The 23831-nt window shown below is 51.9% G+C and carries 21 protein-coding genes, 2 tRNA genes and 1 pseudogene; 9 read left to right on the top strand and 15 right to left on the bottom strand.

The annotated features are described in order from the left end of the window. Positions 1-94: 94 nt before the first annotated feature. The 3 genes from ACMGGR_RS07195 to ACMGGR_RS07185 are packed head-to-tail and all read right to left on the bottom strand — an operon-like array spanning position 95 to position 3549. Positions 95-1108, bottom strand: coding sequence for an ABC transporter permease (locus ACMGGR_RS07195; RefSeq protein WP_414148921.1), 1014 nt, complete (start codon positions 1106-1108; stop codon positions 95-97). A 26-nt stretch (positions 1109-1134) separates the two neighbouring features. Beyond that, the gene (locus ACMGGR_RS07190; RefSeq protein WP_246757716.1) at positions 1135-2619 is read right to left on the bottom strand and encodes a sugar ABC transporter ATP-binding protein; all 1485 of its coding nucleotides are present in this window, start codon (positions 2617-2619) and stop codon (positions 1135-1137) included. 15 nt (positions 2620-2634) lie between these two features. Next, positions 2635-3549 carry a sugar ABC transporter substrate-binding protein gene (locus ACMGGR_RS07185; protein WP_414148514.1) on the bottom strand — a complete coding sequence of 305 codons (915 nt, stop codon included), beginning with the start codon at positions 3547-3549 and terminating at the stop codon, positions 2635-2637. Between the two features lie 497 nt (positions 3550-4046). Between ACMGGR_RS07185 and ACMGGR_RS07180 the strand changes: the two genes are divergently transcribed. Next, positions 4047-4122, top strand: a tRNA-Asn gene (locus tag ACMGGR_RS07180). A gap of 270 nt (positions 4123-4392) precedes the next feature. Continuing rightward, the gene (locus ACMGGR_RS07175; RefSeq protein ID WP_246757718.1) at positions 4393-5031 is read left to right on the top strand and encodes a LysE family translocator; all 639 of its coding nucleotides are present in this window, start codon (positions 4393-4395) and stop codon (positions 5029-5031) included. Here ACMGGR_RS07175 and ACMGGR_RS07170 read toward each other — a convergent pair. The 8 genes from ACMGGR_RS07170 to ACMGGR_RS07135 all read right to left on the bottom strand — a co-directional run bounded on the left by ACMGGR_RS07170 (position 5002) and on the right by ACMGGR_RS07135 (position 11763). Next, the gene (locus ACMGGR_RS07170; RefSeq protein ID WP_414148513.1) at positions 5002-5820 is read right to left on the bottom strand and encodes an AraC family transcriptional regulator; all 819 of its coding nucleotides are present in this window, start codon (positions 5818-5820) and stop codon (positions 5002-5004) included. The genes ACMGGR_RS07175 and ACMGGR_RS07170 overlap by 30 nt on opposite strands. A 163-nt stretch (positions 5821-5983) precedes the next feature. Then, positions 5984-6775, bottom strand: coding sequence for a type I methionyl aminopeptidase (map, locus tag ACMGGR_RS07165; protein ID WP_414148512.1), 792 nt, complete (start codon positions 6773-6775; stop codon positions 5984-5986). Beyond that, positions 6756-6974: a ParD-like family protein gene (locus ACMGGR_RS07160; protein WP_246757721.1), complete on the bottom strand. Its 219-nt coding sequence runs from the start codon at positions 6972-6974 to the stop codon at positions 6756-6758. The genes map and ACMGGR_RS07160 overlap by 20 nt, the downstream gene beginning before the upstream one ends. A 121-nt stretch (positions 6975-7095) precedes the next feature. Beyond that, complete coding sequence (locus ACMGGR_RS07155) at positions 7096-8214, bottom strand: NAD(P)/FAD-dependent oxidoreductase (protein WP_414148920.1); 1119 nt, start codon at positions 8212-8214, stop codon at positions 7096-7098. A gap of 32 nt (positions 8215-8246) precedes the next feature. Continuing rightward, positions 8247-9320, bottom strand: a complete 1074-nt coding sequence (locus ACMGGR_RS07150; RefSeq protein ID WP_414148511.1) for a Gfo/Idh/MocA family oxidoreductase — start codon at positions 9318-9320, stop codon at positions 8247-8249. After that, positions 9320-10066 (bottom strand): amino acid ABC transporter ATP-binding protein, encoded by a 747-nt coding sequence (locus tag ACMGGR_RS07145; RefSeq protein ID WP_246757724.1) that lies wholly within the window; start codon positions 10064-10066, stop codon positions 9320-9322. The genes ACMGGR_RS07150 and ACMGGR_RS07145 overlap by 1 nt, the downstream gene beginning before the upstream one ends. A gap of 1 nt (position 10067) precedes the next feature. Beyond that, positions 10068-10874 carry an amino acid ABC transporter permease gene (locus ACMGGR_RS07140; RefSeq protein ID WP_414148510.1) on the bottom strand — a complete coding sequence of 269 codons (807 nt, stop codon included), beginning with the start codon at positions 10872-10874 and terminating at the stop codon, positions 10068-10070. Positions 10875-10944: 70 nt separating this feature from the next. Beyond that, entirely contained in the window at positions 10945-11763 is an 819-nt protein-coding gene (locus ACMGGR_RS07135) for an ABC transporter substrate-binding protein (RefSeq protein WP_414148509.1), read from the bottom strand. A gap of 195 nt (positions 11764-11958) precedes the next feature. Here ACMGGR_RS07135 and ACMGGR_RS07130 point away from each other — a divergent pair, with 195 nt between their 5' ends. Then, positions 11959-13023 (top strand): LacI family DNA-binding transcriptional regulator, encoded by a 1065-nt coding sequence (locus ACMGGR_RS07130; protein WP_414148508.1) that lies wholly within the window; start codon positions 11959-11961, stop codon positions 13021-13023. Between the two features lie 44 nt (positions 13024-13067). Here ACMGGR_RS07130 and ACMGGR_RS07125 read toward each other — a convergent pair whose 3' ends face one another. After that, the gene (locus tag ACMGGR_RS07125; protein ID WP_414148507.1) at positions 13068-14030 is read right to left on the bottom strand and encodes a LysR family transcriptional regulator; all 963 of its coding nucleotides are present in this window, start codon (positions 14028-14030) and stop codon (positions 13068-13070) included. 36 nt (positions 14031-14066) lie between these two features. On the opposite strand from ACMGGR_RS07125, the gene ACMGGR_RS07120 reads away from it, so the two are divergent. From ACMGGR_RS07120 to ACMGGR_RS07105, 4 genes are all read left to right on the top strand, one after another. Next, complete coding sequence (locus tag ACMGGR_RS07120; RefSeq protein ID WP_414148506.1) at positions 14067-14543, top strand: nuclear transport factor 2 family protein; 477 nt, start codon at positions 14067-14069, stop codon at positions 14541-14543. Positions 14544-15105: 562 nt separating this feature from the next. Further along, positions 15106-16431, top strand: coding sequence for a hypothetical protein (locus ACMGGR_RS07115; protein ID WP_246757728.1), 1326 nt, complete (start codon positions 15106-15108; stop codon positions 16429-16431). 521 nt (positions 16432-16952) lie between these two features. Next, a complete protein-coding gene (locus tag ACMGGR_RS07110; RefSeq protein WP_414148505.1) occupies positions 16953-17189 on the top strand; it encodes a hypothetical protein in 237 nt (78 codons plus the stop codon). A gap of 503 nt (positions 17190-17692) precedes the next feature. Next, entirely contained in the window at positions 17693-19237 is a 1545-nt protein-coding gene (locus tag ACMGGR_RS07105) for a methyl-accepting chemotaxis protein (RefSeq protein ID WP_414148504.1), read from the top strand. A gap of 104 nt (positions 19238-19341) precedes the next feature. Here the strand turns inward: ACMGGR_RS07105 and ACMGGR_RS07100 are convergent, their stop codons facing one another. Continuing rightward, positions 19342-20358 carry a zinc-dependent alcohol dehydrogenase family protein gene (locus tag ACMGGR_RS07100; protein ID WP_414148503.1) on the bottom strand — a complete coding sequence of 339 codons (1017 nt, stop codon included), beginning with the start codon at positions 20356-20358 and terminating at the stop codon, positions 19342-19344. A gap of 120 nt (positions 20359-20478) precedes the next feature. Here ACMGGR_RS07100 and ACMGGR_RS07095 point away from each other — a divergent pair. Together ACMGGR_RS07095 and ACMGGR_RS07090 are read left to right on the top strand one after the other, a co-directional pair. Further along, positions 20479-20613: pseudogene (locus ACMGGR_RS07095) on the top strand (helix-turn-helix domain-containing protein); the annotation flags it as partial. A gap of 144 nt (positions 20614-20757) precedes the next feature. Further along, a tRNA-Asn gene (locus ACMGGR_RS07090) sits at positions 20758-20833 on the top strand. Positions 20834-20937: 104 nt separating this feature from the next. Here ACMGGR_RS07090 and ACMGGR_RS07085 read toward each other — a convergent pair. Beyond that, complete coding sequence (locus tag ACMGGR_RS07085) at positions 20938-22098, bottom strand: NAD-dependent formate dehydrogenase (RefSeq protein ID WP_414148502.1); 1161 nt, start codon at positions 22096-22098, stop codon at positions 20938-20940. 181 nt (positions 22099-22279) lie between these two features. Then, entirely contained in the window at positions 22280-23206 is a 927-nt protein-coding gene (locus ACMGGR_RS07080; protein WP_414148501.1) for a Kdo(2)-lipid IV(A) acyltransferase, read from the bottom strand. Positions 23207-23831: the final 625 nt, after the last annotated feature.

Here is a 23831-nt window from a genome sequence, read left to right as displayed (position 1 = left end):
ATCACAAAGGCTCATAGCCCGGGCCGGGAGTGCGGGCTGCACCGTGGAGGTGCAGCCCATGTTGTCAGGCTGTGCAGACAATAATGGCGGGGGATCAGCGTTTATTACGGTTACGGTACATATCGACCGCAACGGCGCTGACGATAATAATGCCTTTGATAATGTCCTGAACGTAGGCGTCGACGCCGACGAAGGTAAAGCCGCTTTTGATAAGTCCAAGGATAACCGCGCCAATCAGCGTGCCGGTAATGCGTCCAACGCCGCCCATCAGGCTGCTGCCGCCGATGACCGCAGCCGCAATTGCATCCAGCTCGTAAGAGACGCCCATACTGGACTGACCGCTACTTACCCGAGCCGCCAGCACCACGCCAGCCAGACCAGAAAGGCCGCCGGCAATGGTATAAACGATTACCAGGTATTTATTAACCTTGATGCCGGAAACCTTAGCCGAGGTCATATTGCCGCCGATGGCATAAACATATTTGCCGTAGCGGGTATGTTTGAGCGCAATATGAAAAATGACCGCAACGATCAGGAAAATAATGACCGGCATCGCACCCTGACCAATAGAGGTAAAGCTGTCGGAAAGAAAGCTGACCGGATTCCCCTGCGTGTAGTACTGCGCCAGGCCGCGTGCGGAAACCATCATGCCTAACGTGGCAATAAAAGGTGGAATACCGGTGCGGGTGATCAGAACGCCGTTGACCAGGCCGCAAAGCAGCCCCACGCCGATACCGGCGACAATCGGCACCACTGCTGGCATATTCACCAGCGACGGAAACATAGGTGACAGGCTGTCGGAGGTTTGCGCCAGGCTTGCCGCGACGACCGCCGTTAAGGCAATAATCGAACCGGACGACAGGTCGATACCGGTAGTGATAATGACCTGGGTAACGCCCACCGCGATGATGCCGATAATTGCCACCTGCAGCACAATCAGTACCAGTCGATTAGGATTCAGCAAAAAGGACTGATCGCGTACATACCAGCCCGCTATTTCAAAAATCAGCGCAATGGCGACCATGACAATAAAAATACCGGTATCTTTCGGCATTTTTCCCTTCAGGCTGCTAAAGCGGCTCGCCTTCGAAAGCTGCTGGCTGTTCATTTTTACATCGCTCATGGTTTCAGTCCTTATTCAGACGCCAGTGACAAAATGGTTTCCTGATCCGCTTCTTCTTTGCTGAGGATGCCGGTGATACGGCCACCGTGCATGACCATCACGCGATCGCTCATGCCCAGAATTTCCGGCAGTTCGGAAGAGACCATAATGATGGCGACGCCGCGGTTCGCCAGTTCGCTGATTAAACGGTAAATTTCCGCTTTGGCACCCACATCAATGCCGCGCGTGGGTTCATCCAGAATCAGCACTTTTGGCTGCGCCAGCAGCCAGCGGGCAATCAAGACCTTCTGCTGATTGCCGCCGCTGAGGTTATTGATAATCTGGTCCATCGTCGGGGTTTTAATATTCAGTCGCCGAATCTGCTCCATGCAGTCTTTCGCCATCTGGATATGGCTGACAAAACCGGCCTTGCTGCTGTATTCCGGCATGTTGACGATGCTCATGTTCTCCATCACCGACAGCACCAGAAACAGCCCGGACTTTTTACGATCCTCGGTAAGAAATGCCAGTCCTTTTTCAATCGCCGTTGAGGGTGAATCTATCTTTACCGGCACGCCATCTATTAGAATTTCGCCGCCGTCGGTGCTGGTCATGCCGAACAGGCTTTCCATCACTTCGCTGCGGCCCGCGCCAACCAGCCCCGCCACGCCGAGGATCTCACCACGGCGTACGCCAAAACTGATGTCGTGAAACACGCCATTACGCTGAAGATTGCGCACGGTCAGCACTTCCGTGCCGATATCGTTGTTGAATTTCGGGAAAAGCTGGGTCAGCTCGCGGCCCACCATCTGGGTGATCAGCGACTGGCGGGTATAGTCTGCCGTTGCGTTGCTGCCGACCCAGCTACCGTCGCGAAAAACGCTGACCTCATCGGTGATGGTAAAGATTTCATCCATTTTATGACTGATATAGATGATGGCTTTGCCTTGCTCCCGCAGGTCGCGAATAATGGCGAAAAGATGCGACACTTCGGTTTCGGTCAGGGCCGACGTAGGCTCGTCCATAATGACCACGTCGGCATTCCAGGAAACCGCTTTCGCGATTTCGACCATCTGTTGGGAGGCGATACTTAGGTCGCCCACCAGATCGTCAGGCGAAAGGCGGATCTTTAGCTTGCTCAGCAGATCGCGCGTTTGTTGATTGAGCTTGCGATGATCGACGAAGCCATACTTCATGGGCTCGCGCCCCAGCCAGATATTTTCCGCCACGGTCATGTGGGGGACGAGGTTAAGTTCCTGATGGATCATGGAGATGCCTGAATGCAGCGCATCCATCGTGTCCTGAAACGCGACCGGCTCGCCTTTTACGCGGATCAGCCCTTCGTCAGGCCGATAGATACCGATAAGGCATTTCATTAGCGTTGATTTGCCCGCGCCGTTTTCGCCCATTAGCGCGTGCACGCTTCCCGGCCTGACGCGTAATGAGACGTTGCTTAATGCCTTCACGCCCGGGAAAAATTTGCTGATACCTTCGGCTTCAAGTGCGTATGCAGTCATGTTGCATCTCCAGGCTTATTTTTGATTCAGGCTGGTGAACTTCGCCATGTTTTCTTTGGTGATCAGCTGGAAAGGAATATCGACGTCTTTTTCAACGGTTTCGCCTTTTGCCAGCTTCACCGCCGTCTGTACAGCGCCTTCACCCTGACCTTTTGCATCCTGGAAAACCGTGGCGACCATTTTGCCGTTTTTGATCATCTGTAGCGCATCTGGCGTCCCATCGACTCCGGCGACCAGCACATGGTTTTCATTTTTGCCAAGCGCCTGTAGTGCGCCAATGGCCATTTCGTCATTATTAGAAGCGATAGCCTGAATATCATCGCCTGCGGTCAGCCAGTTACTGACAACGTCTACGGCGTCGTTGCGCATAAACTTCGCCGTCTGCTGCTGGGTAATTTTCAGGCCGGGATATTTAGCAACCACTTCTTTCACGCCTTTGGTACGTTCACGGGTTGACTCATTAGCTAAATCGCCAAGCAGAATGGCGACATTGCCTTTGTAATTCATGTCTTTTGCCAGCGCTTCCATTTGCAGTTTTCCTGCCAGCTCGGAGTTAGAGCCGACATAGGCCATTTTTCCGGTTAACTCTGCTGCGGGACGACGGTTAATAAAGATCAGCGGGATACCTGCTTTGCTGGCCTGCGCCATAATTGGCTTGACCGCGTTGGTGTCGACCGGGTTAACGATAATGGCGTCCACACCCTGGCCGATAAAGTTTTGTACCTGTTGAAGCTGCTGGGAAACGTCGTTTTTAGCGTCCTCTACCTGTCCTTTAACACCTTCTTTTTGCATCTCTTTTTGTACGGAGTTACGTACAATAGTCAGAAAATTGTCATCAAACAGCGCCATTGAGACCCCGATCTGAATATCTTTGGCCATACTGAAAAACGGCAGTAAAACTAACAGCGATACGATCATCTTCTTGTGCATGCTAAAGCCCTTCTGGCATTGGTGGCTGGGTTGGACCTGAATGAAAGAAATTTTTTACATTCATTCAACTTCACCAGCGCGTTGATTAAAGTTCGGTAAAGGCAAAGCTATCGATAAAACGGACTGCCGTTGGTCTCTCCTTGTCATTAATTGCAATAAATCAATTGGTTAATTAATGATGCCTGTTTTTCCCTTTCGGACACCCGCCAGGCATGCTCGCTATCGGTTCGTTTGTTTCATATTTATTTTTTTGAAACTTTACATATAAAAGCATTGAAACAGGCGTTTTAAAAACACCAAATAACAAAATTTTGACATACCTCTAACATCGAGCGGCCATTCGCAGCAAAGTGGGATCTGGCGCAAGAGATTGAATTTTGCCCGAACGGGCGAAAAACAGAGCGGGCTGTTGATTTTGCAGACGAACGCACGGCAAAACGCGATTTCCTCTTTGACACTGCCGGGCGACCTCGCTACTATGCGCTGCATCAACCGATTCCTCTGTAGTTCAGTCGGTAGAACGGCGGACTGTTAATCCGTATGTCACTGGTTCGAGTCCAGTCAGAGGAGCCATATTTTGAGAAGCCCGCTTCAGGAAACTGAAGCGGGCTTTTTGCTTTCAAAGATATGATTTTGCATTAGCAAACGTCTTCCCCTGCGCAATTATTTCCAATACATATAACGTGAGCGAGTGTTTAGTAAGCTTTTACGCCTGTCGCAGTCAACAATGCCGGACCGGGGCCATGCTTCACCTTGCCGCCAGCGTGGGAAAGCCGATTTGCTAACCGCCTGGGCAGAACCTGAACATGCCTGGGCACGAGCAGCCAATTAAGGTTTTACTTTATGATGCAGTTTTCTAACGGCTTTTTACTCAGTCTTTCGCTGTGTCTTGATATTGGTATCGCTAATATCGCCATGATTACGCTGGCCATGCAGCGGGGCTATTTTCATGGTTTCTGGCTGGGGGTCGGCACCTGTGTAGGAGACTTAGCCTATGCGCTACTGGCGCTGGCGGGAATGACCGTGCTGCTGCAGTACGAAGCCGTCCGCTGGGTATTGTGGACTGGAGGGGGCGCCCTGCTTTTATGGTTCGCCGGGAAAATGCTGGTTGCCGCTTTCCGCAAAGCATCTGAACTGGATGTAAATAAAACGCATCAGTATCGTTCTCTGCTACGTGAGTTCAGGCGAGGAATAGTCCTGGCTCTGTCCTCCCCTACGGCTATTTTATGGTTTGCTACGGTCGGAGGCGCGCTCATTTCCCGCATGGGACAGCACAGCGTAACGGCCTCGGCCTGGTTTCTGAGCGGCTTCTTTATCGCCGGCGTATTCTGGACCTGTATTCTGTGTCTGGTGGGGAGTTTCGGCGGTAAGTTATTGGGTCACCGCCTGCTTAAATACTCTTACATTGCCTCGGCACTCATTTTTAGCTATTTCGCCATTTATGTTATCGCGTCAGGTTATCGGGAATTTATCACCTCCTGATCCCACCTGTGAAAAATAGTAATGGGGCGTGGTCCCCATTACCTTGCGGAAAGCATTAATAAAGTGGCTCTGATCGTAAAATCCTAAGGCTATGGCCGCGTCAAGAGGATGAACCTTCCTGCGTAATAAATTACGCGCCTGGTGCAGACGCAACTGCATATGATACTGCAAGGGTGGCATGCCGGTATGCCGCGTAAAAAGACGAACAAAATGGTATTTGCTCAGCCCGGCAATTTGAGCAAGGCTTTCCAGCTGCGGCTTTACGTTACTATGCTCGCGCAAATATTCAATAACCCATTCTATTCTTTGTTCATCCCTTCCCTTCACAGAAACATCTTTTTCCAGCAATTCACCACAAAGCAGCATCAGCTCTTGCTCCTGACAGATGCCGTTATCCTGACGAGCCGAGTTTGCATAGCGGCACAGCACATTAAACAACCGGGGATTGTTAATGACGCCTTCATGCAATGCCGGTGCCTCACGATCGCCCCGCAAATTTTCTTTATTAACCAGGTTTTTTACCATAGCCTGCGGCAGGTGCACGCTAACAAATTCCACGCATTGACTGTCGAAGCGCGATGCCTGGATCGTACCGGGATTATATAAGGTAACCTGACCACTTTTAACGTAAGTCGTCTTTCCAGCTAGCCAGATCTCTTCAATCCCCGTCAGGTTTGCGCTAATAACATACTCATCATGTAAATGCCTGGGAAAGCCGGAATAACAGGCTTTTACCCTGGAGCATTCAATGCCATTTCGGCTGAACCATTCGGTAGATTCTAAGGTCAACGTGCTATGCCTTATGCGTTGGTTATGAATGGATATTTATCCTTCAAGGCGATTACTGAACGCCCGCTTATCTGCTTTTCTCGACTATCTGTGGGAAACCTTTCCTGAAGGAAACCGGAGGAGCTTGCCGGTTTTATTTCAGCCTGTTCTTCAGTGAAAGCCACTACAAGGCGATATGGCCCGGTATGATTTCGTTTTTACGCAGGGTTAATACTTCAAAACCGTCAGCGGTCACCGCTACGGTATGTTCCCACTGAGCCGAAAGCTTTTTATCGCGCGTCACCACAGTCCAGCCATCTTTTTTCTTTTTTATTTTGCTGGCACCCTGATTTACCATCGGTTCGATGGTGAACACCATTCCTTCCTGTAATATTTCGCCCGTCCCTGGTCGGCCATAGTGCAACACCTGGGGTTCTTCATGCATTTCCTTACCGATACCGTGCCCACAATACTCCCTGACAACGGTATAGCCGCTACTTTCAACATGCGTCTGGATGGCGTGCCCGATATCGCCCAGCGTCGCACCCGGTTTTACTGCTCTAATGCCTGACCACATGGCTTCCCAGGTTTTCTTCACCAGACGGCGAGCTAACGGTGAGACATCCCCGATTAGATACATTTTGCTGGAATCAGCAATCAGACCCTCCTTTTCCAGGGTAATGTCTACGTTAACGATAGTACCGGATTTCAGGTATTCGCTAGCTTTAGGGATGCCGTGACAAACGACTTCATTGACTGAGGTGTTCAGTACGTAGGGATAATCATATTGTCCTTTGCTGGCCGGGCGAGCCTGCAACTGCTCGACAATAAATTGTTCTGCCCGGTTATTGATGTCCAGGGTGGTGACTCCCGGAGCAATAAACGTATCCAGCATTTCAAAGACGGAAGCGAGTAATGCTCCGGCATGACGCTGGCGAGCAAGTTCATCTGTGCTTTTAATGGGAATTGATGGCATCAATCACCTCCATTAAACGGTCAGAACCCGATTTCAACATCATTAGCTTGATCTGCTGATAATTAAGTTCGGGATAAAGCTCGCTCATCATACCCAGGCGGATCCAGTATTCAGCCTGTGCGTTAACTGAACGTGACATGGCCTTGCTGGCATCGCGGACGTCTTCATGCAGCAGGTCTGAGATTTTAACGATACCCATAAGCCTATACTCCGTTACGATTCATATATAAATCGTATATTTTCCATCGGCAAATGTCATGGGTTGATTACAATGATTATATCTACCCAGCGCCACAACCCTCGTGGCGCTGGAAAAACGTTTAGCTAAATCTTTCCGGCCGGAAAGTGGTGAGCATCGGATGCTTCGCACCCGTAAGCATTTCATCCGTAAGAAGTTCGCCAAGGATCAGCGCCAGCGTTGCGCCTGAATGGGTAAACGCCACAAAGCAGCCGGGTACGTTCTTTAGTTCCCCGACGACCGGTTCGCCATCGCCCGGAACAGGCTTTAACCCAATTTTCCAGCTCTGTGCCGCCAGCGGTGAACCATCGCCAACCAGGCGCCCCGCTTCGACCATTAACTGACTGACCACCGCTTCATCGATGCTGTATCGGCCGTCAGCATGCGCCACAATATCTTCTTCGTACCAGTCATGATCGACCGCCAGCGTATTGCCGGGATTAGGGCGAATCGCCGCGCGTGGCGTATTCATCACCACCTTCAAACCACGATCCTGTACCGTGCTGGTAACCAGCATAGAAACCGGAGAACCGTTAGCGATATGTACACCGAGCGGCGCGACAACCTCGGGTGTCCATGGGCCGCAGGCCACCAGCACTCGATCTGCGATGAATTCACCGCGTTTCTCGCTGCGAACGCCAGCCGCACGTCCGGCGGTAACTATCACACTCGCTTTTCCCGCATGCTCAATCACTTCGCCACCCGCTGCTTTTAGCTCCTGAACAAGATGCTCGACCAGATGCGGCAGGCTGACCCAGCCCTCGCCCGGATTGGCAATAGCGACGCTGGCGAGCGCGGTTGCGTTTACCTTTGGATCGACATGACTGACTGTAGTCTGATCGACAAGGTGCGAGTCATAGCCAAGCGCTTTTTCATAAGCGTGCCGCGCTTTCGTCCCTGCTTCATCGTCAGCGGCCCAGCACAGCGCACCATCAAAACGCAGCCAGTCGAGATCGGGATGGCGGGCAAACAACGTGCGGTAACGGTCAATCCCTGCCATTCTCAGCGCATGATAAGGTTGTGAACGTTCGCCGGCCGAGTTAAGCCAGGAAAGCGAACGTCCCGATGCACCAGAACAAAGCTCCGCTTCCGTTACCAGCGTCACTCTGGCACCGGCTTTGGCCAGCTGCCATGCGGTTGACACGCCCAGCACGCCACCGCCCAACACGACAACGGTTTTAGCCACAGATTTTTCACTCATCATTCATTCCTTCTGTTAAAGAGTTACGCCGGTCAGGCAATACGCACGCGGTTTTGCCGATGGAGTTGTTCGATAAGCTGCAGTACAGCCAGCGCCTCATCGGCCGCTACGGGAGGCGGAGCGCCGTGCAACAGCGCGCTGGCCAGCAATTGATAAAAGGCGGGATAGTCGCCGCGCTGTAGAGGAACGTCATGGAACTCATCCACTGTGCCTGCCCGGGCAGACTGTTCAGATGGCGTAACGCCGTACCGACTGTCCGCTGGCGACATTCCTGCGGCAAGCTGCGGCTCCTGGTTATCCAGCCCGAAGCGGGTAAAAGCGCCCTTGCTGCCCAGCAGATGAAAGCGCGGCGCGTTTAATGCGGCCTGGCCATTCATGCATAGCCGCGATCGCACTCCGTTTTGATGTAAAAGTGAGACGAAGCAGTCTTCGTCACTGTCGGACTGCTTGCCCGAATGCCGCGCCAGCTCCGCGCTGGCTTCCTGCACCGGGCCAAATAGCTGTATAGCCTGATCGATCAGGTGGCTCCCCAGATCCAGCAGCAGGCCGCCGCCCTGCGCAATCGTTACCTTGTCACGCCAGTTGCCAAAGCCTTCAGGTCGCCACCACTCAAAGCGGGATTCGAAACTTCTGACCGTGCCAAAGGCCTCTGCCTGCACCAGGCGCTGAAGCGTAAGGAAATCCCCATCCCAGCGGCGGTTATGAAACACCGTCAGCAAAGTATTGGCCTGGCGGGCTGCGCTAATCATCGCCTGAGCCGCTTCCACATCCGGGGCAAAAGGTTTATCTACTACCAGATGGATGCCGCGCTGGCTGGCCTGCAAAGCTTGCTCAAGATGCTGCGCGGGTGGCGTGGCCAGCACGATGAGATCTATTGCGATTTCACCGCTATCGATCAGCTGCAGCAGTGATGACCAGTCCGGCACAATTCGCGCCTGTGGGTAGAGATGCTGTGCCGATGCCACTCGCTGTTCGTCACGGCTGACAATCACCTCCAGCAGGTAATCTTTATTGTGTGAAATCAGCGGTGCATGAAAGACCTTTCCGGCAACGCCAAAACCCACCAGAGCCGTACGAACGGGGCCTGAAACCTTGCGATGTGCCATCAGAGCACCTCCGATAAAAAACGTTGTAAACGGGCTGACTGCGGGCGTTCAAACAGTTGCTCTGGCGTACCCGCTTCCACGATCTCACCTTCGTCCATAAACACCACCTGGTCGGCAACGCGCCGGGCAAATCCCATCTCATGCGTCACCACTACCATGGTCATGCCGCGCTGACTCAGCTCGGCCATCAGCGTCAGCACGCCTTTTACCAGTTCGGGATCGAGCGCAGAGGTCGCTTCATCAAACAGCATTACTTCCGGTTCCATCGCCAGCGCACGCGCAATGGCCACACGCTGCTGCTGGCCGCCGGAGAGATCGCGCGGACGATGATCGGCGCGCTGCGCTAATCCCACTTCGGCCAGACGCTGGCGGGCAATCTCCAGCGCTTCGGCTTTAGAACGGCCTTTTACTTTCCAGGGTGCCAGCGCCACGTTTTCAAGCGCGCTATGGTCGGGAAACAGATTAAAGTGCTGAAACACCATGCCGATGCGCAGCCGCAGCGCGTCGGGTTTGTCTTTCAACACCGAACGGCCTGCCAGCAATACATCGCCGCTTTTGGGTTCATGCAGCCGGTTGATACCGCGCAATAAGGTTGATTTGCCTGACCCGGAAGGACCGATGATGCAGGTGGTCGCGCCGGGAGCGATATTCAGCGATACATTGCGCAGTACTTCGATTGGGCCATACGCCAGCGTCAGGTTGCGCAGCTCAAGGCTTGCACCGTGAAACGTAGAGGAAGTTGCCATATCAGTGTCCTTGTTCGCTGGTCAGGGAGACGGTGGGCGCAACGGCGCGTTTGACATCTACTTCATCAACTTCTTTCAAGCCGCTTTGCGGAGCCGTCGCGCGTCGACGACCGGTCCGGTAACGGATGTCGATGTAGTTCACCGCGTGCGTCAACGGCACGGTGATAACCAGATAAAACAGTCCGGCCAGCATCAGAGGCGACAGGTTGCCGCTAAGTACCGCCGCATCCTGGCCGACCCGGAACAGTTCGCGCTGACCGGTCATCAGCCCCAGCAAATAGACCAGCGAAGAGTCTTTAATAATGGCGATAAACTGGTTAACGATGGCGGGTAACACGCGGCGAATACCCTGCGGAATAATCACCAGCCGCATTGCCCGGTTATAACTCATGCCCAGCGCCCGACAGGCTTCCATCTGGCCTTGTTCGATGCTCTGAATACCTGAACGAAAGATTTCGCCCATGTACGCGCTGGCAATCAGGCTCAGGGCAAAGATGCCGAGCGGGTAAGGTGTGGGTCCAAACAGCTGGTAACTGAAACGCGCCAGGCCCTGACCAATCAGCAAAATGGTAAGGATGGAAGGCAGGCCGCGAAACAGATCGGTATAAAGCCGGGCGGGCACGCGCAGCCAGCGCGAAGGGGAAATCCCCATCAGCGCCAGGATAAGACCGAAAAAGGTCCCGAGCACCGTGGCCGCCACCGAGATAATAATCGTATTGACCAGCCCGGTTGCCAGCAGCTGCGGCAGTACATCCATCATCGCCGGGATATCAAAGAAGGTACGCGAAAGAATAGTTATCAGATCCATAGCCGATTCTCTGTTGCGGGTGACGGAGAGAAGCCATCACCGGATGCAGGCACACGCACAGCGCGCGGAATTAATGGTGCTGGGGCAGATACTGTTCAGGCATTGGCGAACCGGGGAACCACTTCTCGTAGAGCTGTTTCCAGGTCCCATCCTGCATGGCATCTTTGATGGCTTTATCCAGCGCGGCTTTAAAAGCGGGTTTGTTTTTGGCTATCGCCACCCCTGCTGGTGCATCAAAAGAAGGGATATTGGCGGCCGTCGTCAGCTTAAAGCGGGTGGCATAATCTTTGGCGGCTTCGTAATCCAGAAACATGGCATCAAGAGTGCCGTTGTTCAGCGCGGAGACGGCAGCGTTGTTATCAGGGAAGCGAACCAGATCCGTCTGTTTGAAGTGTTGCAGCGCATAGCTTTCCTGCAGCGTTCCCTGAATCACGCCCAGCCGTTTGTGGGCCAGCGTCTCGACGTTTTTCACGCCGGAATCGCTGCGGGTTAACACCGTCAGATAACCAGCCAGATAGCCCGTAGAGAAATCGACCGTCTTTTCGCGGGCGGGCGTAATGCCGATAGCCGAAACGCCAGCGTCGTACTGCCCGTTAGCCACGGCAGGAAGGATGGCGGAGAAATCCTGACCAACAAAATCGACCTGATCGATACCGATACGGTGGGCGACGTTTTTGAAGAACTCGACGTCAAAACCGGTAAAATTGCCGCTTTTATCGGTGAAGGTATAAGGCTTTGCGTCTCCCAGGCTGGCCACACGCAGATGGCCCGGCTCAATTAAACCATAGGGATTGTTATCAGCCGCCTGAGCACTGAAGCTGGCTGAAAGGATGACCGCGGCGCCGAAGAACGCGGCGGTCAGATGGGTAAAACGGTTATGCGATGTCATAAGGCCCTTCCGTCTTTGCAGGTGAAACTTTAGGGACCACCGAGCCGGTGAGTTATAATTGAGACCGGTCTCAATGGGAGTCAAAATGAAACCGGTGCTTGTTGTGAGACCGGTCTCAAGTGGATATACTCATATTAAGCACACGCTTTAAGCAGCGTCAATTTCGATGTTATCAACTTGTGATTCGAAATAATTATGACAACAAAAAATCAATTGCGAAGCCCGACGGTAGCCGATGTCGCGCAGCTGGCAGGCGTGTCAAAAGCCCAGGCTGCCAGAGCCTTAGGCAGATATGGTTCCGTCAGCGAAGAAGTGCAAACCCGCGTCACTCACGCTGCTGAAACGCTGGGATACCGGCCAAACGAGCTGGCGCGCAGCATGAATACCGGGCGTTCCAATACCATTGGGGTAATCGTTGGCGATATCGAAAACCCCCACTTTGGTCTTGCCTTACGCGGTATGGCCGACGTCGCTCGCCAGGCAGGGTTTCATTTGCTGCTCAGTAACAGCGATGAAACCGTGGAGGAAGAACGGGAAGCCGTACGCGTGATGCTGGACAAGCGCGTTGACGGGATCATCGTTGCGCCCTGTAGTTCTCTGGCACGCGATAACGATCACCTGAAACAGGTGCTGGCGGAAGGACGCGCTCTGATGACCTTTGACCGTGCGGTCGAAGGGCTGGAGGTGGAAACTATTCAGGCAAATTTTCTGGCTGTAGCAAAAGACGCCACACGGCTATTGCTGAACGCCGGCCATCGGCGTATCGCTTATCTTTCCAGTATGCGTATTGCCACGCCCTATTCCCACTCGATGGCGTTAGGGCCAACGCCCGTCGCGCAACGTGTGAAAGGGATGATCGATGCACATCAGGCGGCGGGAATAACACTGGACCCGGCACTGGTGCGGCTTAATGCCATCAACGATGAGAATATCAAACAGATATTGACCGAGTTGCTTATGCTACCCGAGCCGCCTACCGCGCTGATCGCCTCAGATAACCTTATCGCCATGGGTTTACTGCGCGAACTGGCAAAACGCGGTCTGCGGGTGCCCGAAGATATCTCGTTTGTGATGTATGATAATTTCCCCTGGACGGAACTGGTGGCCCCGCCGCTGACGGTAGTGGCTCAGCCGGTTTATGAGATGGGCCGGGAAGCCGCGCGCAGATTGATCTGCCATATCCGCCAGCAGCCTGCCGGCGCGTTACCGGAATTTGATAGCTGGCTGGTGGTGCGGGGATCGACGGGAGAAATGAGGTAGCCCGTACTGCTTTTTCGCAAGGCTGATTAACCGCAGGAACGGCGTTAAGTCACCAGGTAATCGCTAAAATGGGCGAGCATAAAGTCAACAAAGACGCGCACCTTTGGCGTCATTTTCCGGTTGCTGGGCCACACGATATGCAGCGTGCTGGCGTCGATTATGTCGTTAGCCAGCACGATGCTTAACCGCCCTTCTGCAACCGCGTCTTTGACAGCGAAGTCGGGCATACACGCGATACCGCGTCCGGCAAGCGCCATGTAAAGCAGCACATCTACGCTGTTGCATATCACTGTTAACGGTAGCGAAAATCCCGTTGTAAAAGCAGTGGGTTGCAGCGGCCATTGGTATGCTTTCCCGCCCGACGTCAAACGGTAGTGCAGGCACGCATGATCTAAAAGATCTTCCGGTTTTGCCGGGATCCCTTTCTCTTTCAGATACGCTGGTGCAGCTACCAGACATGTACGATAAGGCCCCAGCGGGCGAGATACCAGGCGCGAATCCCGGAGCAAACTCCCCCGAATGACCACATCAAATCCTTCATCGATCACATCGACGAGCCGGTCGGTAAAATCTAAATCCAGCTCTATCTCGGGATAGTGCGCCATAAATGCGGCGAGCACGGGTAGCGGTAGCCCTGCCGCCAGTGCCAGCCCCACCTTAAGTCGCCCGTGCGGGTGCTGTGTCATTGCGCTGAGTTCATCTTCCGCAGCCTGAATTTCCCCAAAAATTCGCCTGCACCTTTCGAAGAACATTTCACCTTCTGAAGTAAGATGGATGCTGCGCGTACTGCGCTGAAAGAGCCGCACGCCTGTACGCTCCTCCAGCCGGGAAATACTTTTACTGACGGCAGATGCAGACAGGCCAAGATTTCTGCCTGCTTCTGCAAAGCTCTGGGCCCGTGCAGCTTGCACAAAGACCGCCATCCCTCCCAGCGCACTGAAACTTTCCACCGCCTGCTCCCCAAAAATTCCTGTTAATGACAGTTTTGTCACTTCTGAAATGAACACTACCCCCGTTAATGCTGCCGGGTCAATGGCGTTAGGATGAACGTGAAAGGTGCGCTGGCCCTTGCCAGCCAGCGGTTGAAATCAATGAATAAGAAGGACTATGCCATGATCGTTACTGCACATCTTGATGCCTGGCTTGCCGCCCTGGGCAAGCGTCACGTTGAAGGCGCTATGGCCCAAATGGCGGATAACGTCACGTTCCGCAGCCCAATCATTCCTGTTCCCTTCGAAGGGAAGGAACAGGTTAGTAAGGTGCTTACCCAGCTGCTGGACACTATAGAAGCCTTTGATTTACAGCTGTTGTTACGCAACGAGGCGGATTTTGTCGCCATTTTTACTATCAGGTTTGGCGATCACACCATTGACGGTATGGATCGCCTACATTTAAACGATGCGGGTCTTATCGACGCTATAACTATGGCATGGCGGCCGCTTGCAGCCGTTGTCGCAGTTCAGCAAAGTATTGCGCCGAAACTGGGCGGTAAGCCAATGAAGCTAATGCCCCTGGAGTAAAGATTTTTAAACCCAGGCCGCGATGTCTGCAAGCGCGTGGCCTTATTTCACCCTCCTGCCAGGATATTTTATGATCGGGCAAAGTTGACAGACCCGTGATTCTTTTTTCCCTGTTCATCCGGCACCGCTATTTTGTTGTTATCACGACAGGGCCAAAGTTTATTTTTCATCATTGCTTATTGCAGCACTTTTTACTTCCCAGCTTTAATTTGCGCTTTCCGACATAGCCTTATGCTTAAATAAAATTTTTATCCGATATTAAATATTTTTATCAGCCGGCTGCACATTGCTTATGAACAGCCGGTGAGGTTCTTTATACAGAGTATTCTTAGCAACCAGCTACTGTTGACGGCGACGGCTACACGCTGCTGCGCATAAAGCGGATGTAGCATTTTCTACTGATGGATTATGGCTAAGGCTGGCCCTAAGTTTTTCGCCAGCCGTGCATTTTAGATTATTCTCAAATCCTGTTTATCTGTTTACCCCCTATATTACCCGCGTTTGTCAGGGCGTTATCCAAAATTCAGAGCGTCCTGTCCTTCCATTCCTGTGGGGTAATTTTTTGAAAGAGTCACGAACGATCGCTGTCTGGCCAGGCAACAGTCGAACTATTTTCTGGTTGAAGCGCAGCAAGTTATATCCATTAAGCCATTATCAGCGCCTGTTTATTCTGATGATGTCTATTAATCTTCTGTGGCTTTATTATGCCCTGACGATCGGCAACTGGTGGCAACCTCAGCAGTTAAATCTGGCTGCAATGGCGCATATGGCGCTGGGTAATTTATTAGCTTCCGTGCTTATTCGTCAGCAGTATTTAATTAATCTGCTGTTTCGCCTCGTCTGGAAAACCCCAAAAAGCTGGCCGCTGAGGGTGCGACGTCATGTGGCAAAAGTCTATCACTTTGGCGGAATACATTCAGGTTGTGCATTATTTGCCACGGTATGGACGCTGCTATTTACTGCCGGCGTTTGCTGGAACTATATGCACCATTTGCCGGGTGTTTCCCTGCGGCTGGTCATGCTCAACCTTATGCTGGGGCTGTTGCTGGCGTTAATCTGCCTGATGGCTCTGCCAAAAATGCGGGCGCGTTATCATAACCAGTTTGAACACGTTCATCGCTACGTTGGCTGGCTGGCCCTGTTTCTTTCATGGGCCCAGGTGAGCTGTTTTGCCCGTGATACGCAACATCCGGTCTGTCTGCTGCCCGCTTTCTGGGGGCTGCTCACCATCACCATCAGTGTGCTGTTGCCGTGGTTCCATCTGCGCCGCATACCGGTGACCTTTACCCGTCCTTCAGAGCATGCGGTACTGCTGCGTTTCCACTTGCCGCGCGATCCCTTTACCGGCTCGTCGCTGACTATTAGCCGTCATCCGCTAAGTGAATGGCACCCGTTTGCTAACATCCCGGTGCTGGAGGGGCCTGGCTGTCGGATGCTGGTCTCACGGGCAGGCGACTGGACCAGTTCGTTCATCGATAATCCGCCAACCCATGTCTGGTTTCGCGGCATTCCCACGCCTGGCGTTGGCAGTGTGCATCAGCTGTTTCATTCGGTGGTGTTTGTCGCCACGGGCAGCGGGATTGGCCCTCTGTTACCCCACCTGGTGGCTAACCAGGCGCGCCACTGCCTGATATGGTCAACGCGCAATCCCCGCCTTACCTACGGCGATGCTTTTGTGGACGAGGTGCTGGCCGTGGTACCGGACGTCATTATCTGGGACACCGATGCGAAAGGAAAACCCGATCTGCTGGAGCTTGCCTGGCAGGAAGCAGAACGGATAGAGGCGGAAGCGGTGGTATGCATTGCAAACCGCAAGCTCACTGACTATGTGGTGGACGGATGTGAGGCACGTGGCCGCGCGGCGTACGGAGCCATCTGGGACTCATAGAAAGTAAAACTGATGGCCATTAGTGCCGCAATAAACCACTGCCGGACAATCTTGAACGGTTAAGTGAAGTGCCCGGCTGAATGGTTTGGCTGATATATGACAGTAAGCCCCACTATTTTTGAAGGGGCTTATTTGGCCACTTTAGTTAAAAAAAAATGGATAATTTATCAGCAACATTATCCTCTACCATGATATTTACTCCATACGGACAGGTTAGTGACTCTGGGGGATACCGGCATACGATTGATTGCGCAAAGGGCATTATTCTGTTGATGAGTTACCTGCTTGCCTGCCTTGAGATTGTGAAAGCGCTCATTGCGTCTTAAAAGATACCTGAGTTCTCAATATAATTATCCACTACCGGAATATCAAAGAGGCAAAGGATTACACTTGAGAAACAGCAACGATACTGATAGAGATCAAAAATAACCAGCAATTTAATTATGTGATATTAATCACAATGGAAGGGGTAAATTTAGTTAATATGTCTCGCAAGGATATGCAAACAAAAAGGAGATATTATGAAAACCCTGAAACCCAATAAAATAAACATAATATCCGGTGCAGGATTGCAAAACTGTAATATGAACGACATGTCCAGGGATTTTATTAAGGGTGCTATAAGCGGTGGTTTATCAGGGGCAACCGCCGGGAGCGTTGCTGTTCCGGGAACAGGCTTTGTCCCCGGATGGTTAGCAGGCGTACTTGGGGCGGGAAGTCTTAATGGCATCTTATATGGAGGCACTTGTTGGTGGTAACTCCTCGTGTAATGAGGATAATAATAGCCTCTGTATTATTATCTGTAGTAATGGCTGCTATGGCTTACTGTTCTAACACGACATATCAATATCAAAAAGCCGCCATTGCATCATCATCCGGAATAGTGTTTTTTTGGTTTTTCTATAAATTTAAAAAGTAGATATTAGCGCTCTTATCTCAGAGCGCTAATAGTATATTAAAGGCCCGATGGTGGTTCCTGATAATTTTTCCGTCAACCTGGCAGGCGCGACGCTTTATCATCTGCCCAATGTTAATACACCATTAGTTTTCGGGTATGCAGTATGGCTTTACGGCGAGATTATCCCCAGGGAGCATAACCAGCAGGCTGATGGTGAGGCTGAGGCAAAGGAAGCACCATCCGAAACACCTTTTTGTCCCATTCCCCCTCCTCAGTCCGCCCAAAATTAATCCAGCTTACACTCAAATATTTCTTCACTTTGCCGATAGTAAACACACTCATTAGTTACCCTGGTAAATTATCGTGAAAATATCAATGCGTATTGTTATCGGCTACGGCCTCATGGTGCTGCTGCTGGCCGTGTGTGCTGGCGTAGCTGTTAATGCTCTGAACCATGCCAGGGATAGCATGAATGATGTGGCAAACATCAAAATGAAGAAGTATAAGCTGGCGCTTGATATGCGGGGCAGCGTACGCGATCTCTCCATCGCGGTGCGTAACCTGGCGCTGCTAACCGATCCAAAACAGATGCAGCCTGAGTGGGAACGCGTTCAAACCCAGAAGAATTTGTTTATCAAAAATCGGGAAGCGCTGGCCCAGCTAATGAAAATTGATTCTACCCCGGCGGGACGTAAAGCTTTCAAAGCCATTATCGAGAGAGAAGGCCCCGCCATGGCCGACTTTGAAAAAGCAGGCCAGCTTGGTCTTCAGAACCGACAGGCTGAAGTGGTTCCTTTTCTGATGAATGTCTCTCGTCCAACGCAACGGGCATTGCAGGCTGCGCTTAACGATATGACGGATGTGCAGGTGCACAATGTCCAGAATGCCGTAGAAAAAAGCAGTGAGGAGAGCCGTCGGACCAGCTTTTTGCTGGTTGTTCTGGTTTTCTTATCGCTGCTGATTGCCGCAGGGACCGGTTTTATGACCTTACGAATTCTAATGCGTCAGTTAGGCGGCGAGCCGGTGCAGGCGCAGGAGCTGGCGGCAGCGATTGCTGGCGGCGATCTTACCTCTCAGGTAGCGCTCCGTCCGGGAGACACCACCAGCATGCTGGCGTCACTGGCCCGGATGCAAAGTCACCTCTGTGAGCTGGTATCAAAAATTAAAGATGCTTCAACTTCAGTTGCGCTGGCCTCCGATGAAATTGCCCGAGGCAATACGGAGTTGTCGTCCCGTACCGAGCAGCAGGCATCTGCCCTGCAGGAAACCGCTGCAAGTATGGAAGAGTTAACCGCCACGGTGAAAAGCAACACTGCGGGTGCCACCTTTACGGCCAGCTCGGCCCGTGAGACGGCTGCACTGGTCCGTGACGGTGAAAAAAATGTTCGTCAAATGACCAAAACGATGGCTGACATCTCTTCCAGCGCGACCAGGATAAAAGATATTACCGGCACGATTGAGGGCATCGCTTTCCAGACTAATATCCTGGCGCTGAACGCAGCCGTTGAAGCTGCACGGGCCGGAGAACAAGGCCGAGGATTCGCCGTAGTAGCCAGTGAAGTTCGTACGCTGGCGCAGCGCAGCGCCACGGCCGCACGGGATATTAAAGTCCTGATTGAAAACGCGGTTTCTCAGATTAACGCGGGTGTCGCGGTAGCCGACGGTACGGCGGAAAACATCATGAGCGTAACCGGCAAGGTCAGCGAGCTGGCTGCAGCGATGGATGAAATTGCTCTGGCCTCAAACGAGCAGATGCAGGGCATTTCCCAGATAAGCGTGGCAGTCGGCCAAATGGATGGGGTAACCCAGAGTAACGCCGCGCTGGTGGAAGAATCCACTACCGCCTCGCAATCTCTGGCAGAGCAGGTACACGCTTTAGGGGGAATGGTAAATACCTTCCGCGTTTAAGTGAATATCAGTTTATTTTGATTTTCCCGCTTGCTGGTTAAACAGGGTCGGGCCACAACCCATCGTGGCCCAAACCGATTATGATGGTCAGATGCTCCGGGCAGCTATTCGTTAACCGTAATCACTACCTTACCCACATGCTGACGGCTGTCAAAATATCGCCAGGCTTCCGCCGTTTGCTCAAAGCTGAACACCTGGCCAACTACGGGCCGCAGCTTGCTGAAATTTAATGCGCGGTTCATGGCAATAAAATCTGCGCGGCTGCCGACGCTAAAAGGCCTGACGGTCACGCTGCTTTTGAGCAACGACATAAAATCAATGGGTGCATTGCCATCGGCAACAAATCCTATCAGTGCAATTTCTCCGCCCGGCGCGGTAGAAAGCAACGACTGTTGCAGCGTACCCGGCCCGCCAACTTCGACAACTCGTGAGACGCCTTCGCCGTCAGTCAGTTCACGTACTTTGCCCGACCATTCAGGATACTGGCGGTAGTTAATGATGTGATCCGCGCCCAACGTGGTTAGCAACTGCGCTTTTTCATCATTTGACGTCAGCGCAATAACCCGCGCCCCGCTCAACTTAGCAAACTGCACCGCATACAGCGCTACCCCGCCGGTGCCCAGTGTCAGTACCGTTTCGCCCGGCCTTATCGGTCTGGACTGTTGCAGGCTGTTCCATGCCGTCACGCCCGCACACGGCAAGGTTGCCGCCTCTTCCCAGCTTAAATAATCAGGAATGGCGACCAGCCCCTCCTGGTTGACCACTTTATACTGGGTTAGCCAGCCATCGGCCTGCGTGCCGTATGCGCCACGTCCGGCGGCACTATTTTGCGCACCGCCAAACCAGTAAGGGAAAAAGCTTCCCGCTACCCTGTCACCGACGGCAAACAGGCTTACCGCTTCGCCGGTCGCGACCACTTCGCCCGCGCCATCAGATATGGGGATCAATCCTTCTTTAGGCGAAAGCGTACCGGTACCGTACAGGATCGCCAAATCCCGGTAATTGAGGCTACAGGCACGAACCTTGATTAAAACCTCATCTGCTCCAGGGACAGGCTGCGGCTCCTCGACCCGTTTTAAGCCATCAAGGCTGCCGAAATGCTCAAGACGATAGCTTTGCATAATGATTTCTCTTTCGGTTAGTAAAGATGCCCTTTTAACCTAATCTTTTTCAGCTGGACTCTGAATGACTAAAAAGATATTTATACTGACTTATCGTCCATTCTGAAGAGTTTGCTATGCCTACGCGATCCCCGGTTAACGCTTGCCGCCATCGCTGAGCGCGTCGGTTACGATTCCGCCATCACGCTGGGACGGGCATTCAAACGTTTTGCTGGCGTAACGCCAGGCGAATATCGGCAACAAACGGGCCAGTAATGAGGTCAGTAATAACGCAGTGACAGGCTCCTGACGGCTGGCGCAACCGGCAGCGATCACATTTCAGCCAGTTGCACTGAAAATTTGCATTACCCCTTTGACAGCCAGAGTCGACCTCGTTATTATGCGCCCCGTTCAAACGATTCCTCTGTAGTTCAGTCGGTAGAACGGCGGACTGTTAATCCGTATGTCACTGGTTCAAGTCCAGTCAGAGGAGCCATATTCAGAGAAGCCCGCTTCAGGAAACTGAAGCGGGCTTTTTGCTGTTGTGCCTGCTGGTAAACACAATGCGGCAGTCCATTGCCACCGCATTGTGCAGCGAACTTAGCTGAGCTTATACGAGTTTGCGCCCGTTCCCGCCAGGCTACCGCCGTCAACGATTAGATACTCTTTACGGATTGGCTTGCCCTCAAAGAAATTCTGCAGGATTTCCAACGTTCCCGCTGCATAGCGAGTCTGCGCCGAGAGAGATGTTCCGGAAATATGCGGCGTCATACCATTATGCGGCATGCTGCGCCATGGGTGGTCCACCGGCGCGGGCTGCGGGAACCATACGTCACCGCCGTAACCAGCAAGCTGTCCCGATGCTAATGCCCGGGCGACCGCATCGCGATCGCATAATGCGCCACGTGCAGTATTGACCAGATAGGCTCCACGTTTGAACTTAGCTAAAAATTCGTCGTTAACGAATCCCTGAGTAGAAGGATAAAGCGGCGTTTGCAGGTTAACGACATCGCACACTTTAACCAGCGATTCCGGCGTTTCGTGGTAAGTGAGACCCAGCTCTTGCTCTACTTCTTCCGGCAGGCGGTGTGGATCATAGTAGTGAAGCTGCATATCGAAGGGCTTAAGACGACGAAGTACCGCCTGTCCAATACGCCCGGCACCCAGCGTGCCGAAGTGCATTCCTTCGATATCGTAGCTGCGGGCTACACAGTCGGCGATATTCCATCCTCCGTTTTTCGCTATCTGATGCGATGGCAGATAGTTACGCACCAGTGCCAGCACGGTCATCACCACGTGTTCCGCCACGCTGATAGAGTTAGAAAAGGTGACTTCGGCTACGGTAATGCCACGCTCGGCAGCGGCTTTCAGATCAACATGGTCAGAGCCGATGCCTGCAGTTAAGGCCAGCTTTAGCTTAGGGGCTTTGGCGATACGCTCGGCAGTGAGATAAGCAGGCCAGAACGGTTGCGAAATCACGACCTCGGCATCTGGAAGGTGGCGATCGAAAGCCGAGTCTGCGCCGTCTTTATCACTGATAACGATCAGTTCGTGGCCATGGCTTTCCAGATAGTTACGCAGGCCAAGTTCACCAGAAACACTGCCAAGCAGCTCGCCGGGTTTAAAACCCAGCTCGCCTGACGGAGTCGGTGCAGACTGGCCGTTTGGATAAGCCTGAATTTCCGGGATGGTATCGCGAGCATAAACCGGTGGAAAGCCAGTAACCGGATCGGGGTACAGTACACATAAAATTTTTGACATAGTACGTCCTTAGGCCTGATTTAAACATTTAAGTTACTTATCGGTAACGTTATTTAGCCTATGGATTAACAAAAAAAGCGTCCAATTGTTTGATAATATCTTGCGATAGATACGCTCTATCGCACCAGTCGACAGCGTCTGCCGCTACAATTTGCTTATAACGCTAACTTAATCCCCAACGCTATTGGTATCTGGACGCTATTCCCTCAGGACGCGTTTTAAAACGACGATGCAGCCACATATATTGCTCTGGCGCCATTAAAATAGCTCCTTCAATACATTTATTGACGTAGGCGGCAGAGTTTTCTTTATTTTCTACCGGCATTTCCTCTGAAATGTCAGGAAGAATAATAAGTTCATATCCCTTATTCCCTTCGAGCCGCTTTGGAACAAAAGGAATAACTGCTGGCCTGGCGCTGCGCATGAGCATATAACTACCCGTTGTGGTCGCTGTTTCTCTTACCGAAAAGAACGGAACAAATACGCTGTTGCGCGGGCCATAATCGTGGTCGGGCGCGTACCATAATATTTCACCGCTTTTAAGATTTCCAATCATCCCTTTCAGATCGCCCCTGTCAAGCATGGACTTATTAGAGCGCATACGGCCCCATGTTTGTAACCAGTCGAGCAGTTTATTATTATTCGGTCGATAAACCCCAATGCCGGGATTTAAAATACCAAATATCCTTGCTCCCAGCTCCAAAGTAAGAAAATGCATCCCGATCAGCAATACGCCTCGGCTACTGCTCAACGCCTGTTCCATATTCTCATAGCCAGTAACGGTGAACCATTTTCTGACGCGCCTGTCTGGCCAGAACCACGCCATGCCTGTTTCCAGCACGCCCATGCCGACCGATTCAAAATTGCGAACCAGTAGCTTATGGCGTTCAGCAGACGTAAGTTCTGGAAAGCAAAGTTCCAGATTCCTCTCTGCAATTTTCCTTCTTTTTTTCATTAGCTTTAGCGATATTCTTCCCAGCCGATTACCCAGCCGGGTAATACACGGGTAAGGCATTAATACTATCAGCCACAGCATGGCTATGGCTAACCAGTACAGCCAATAACGAGGGGCAAAAAGGTCTCTGGTAAAAGAGGGGAGCTTAGTCATAGATGGCCCTGTAAAATAGGATAATCACAGATGAAAGTTTTATTTAATGGCGATACCTTTAATATCACTTTATTTTTACTAATTAAAAACCATAATAATAAAATAGAAATAACCCTTATTAATACTTGCGAGAGCTTCTTTTTATAGCGGGCGGATTATATAATCAATGGTATTTAAATCCAGCGGTTTATCGGCTAAACCCATAAATTCGCAACATAAATTTCAGGCCGCTGCAAAAATTTAAAGGCAAAAAAAATCAATAAGTAATCATTTAACAAACCGTGCGAATTTTAATAGACTTTTCTGGATTAACCTACGTACTCATTATTTTATCTGGCTCATCTTTATCGTCCCGTGATGGCCATACACTCCTTCAGATAACGACCCGGGCCCGCAGATCCTGCCCAAAGCTTGAAAGCTACCGTTGGCGTATTGTATCCCCTCTCTACCAATATTATTGCTAATCGTTGTCGAAGCGTTTAACTCATCTTCAGCAAAAGCACATCTTGAAAGCACGATTAAATGGTCTTTCACTACAATGATTGCCAGAACTCAGGCCCGGTTAAGTAAACGTACCTGCCGGTTTGGAATGGTCGCTTTTATGGTTACTTTTGCACCACTTTTA

The sequence above is a fragment of the Erwinia sp. BNK-24-b genome, assembly GCF_047456155.1.
In the GTDB taxonomy this organism is placed as follows: domain Bacteria; phylum Pseudomonadota; class Gammaproteobacteria; order Enterobacterales; family Enterobacteriaceae; genus Erwinia; species Erwinia phyllosphaerae.
This window is presented reverse-complemented; position numbering and strand designations above follow the sequence as displayed.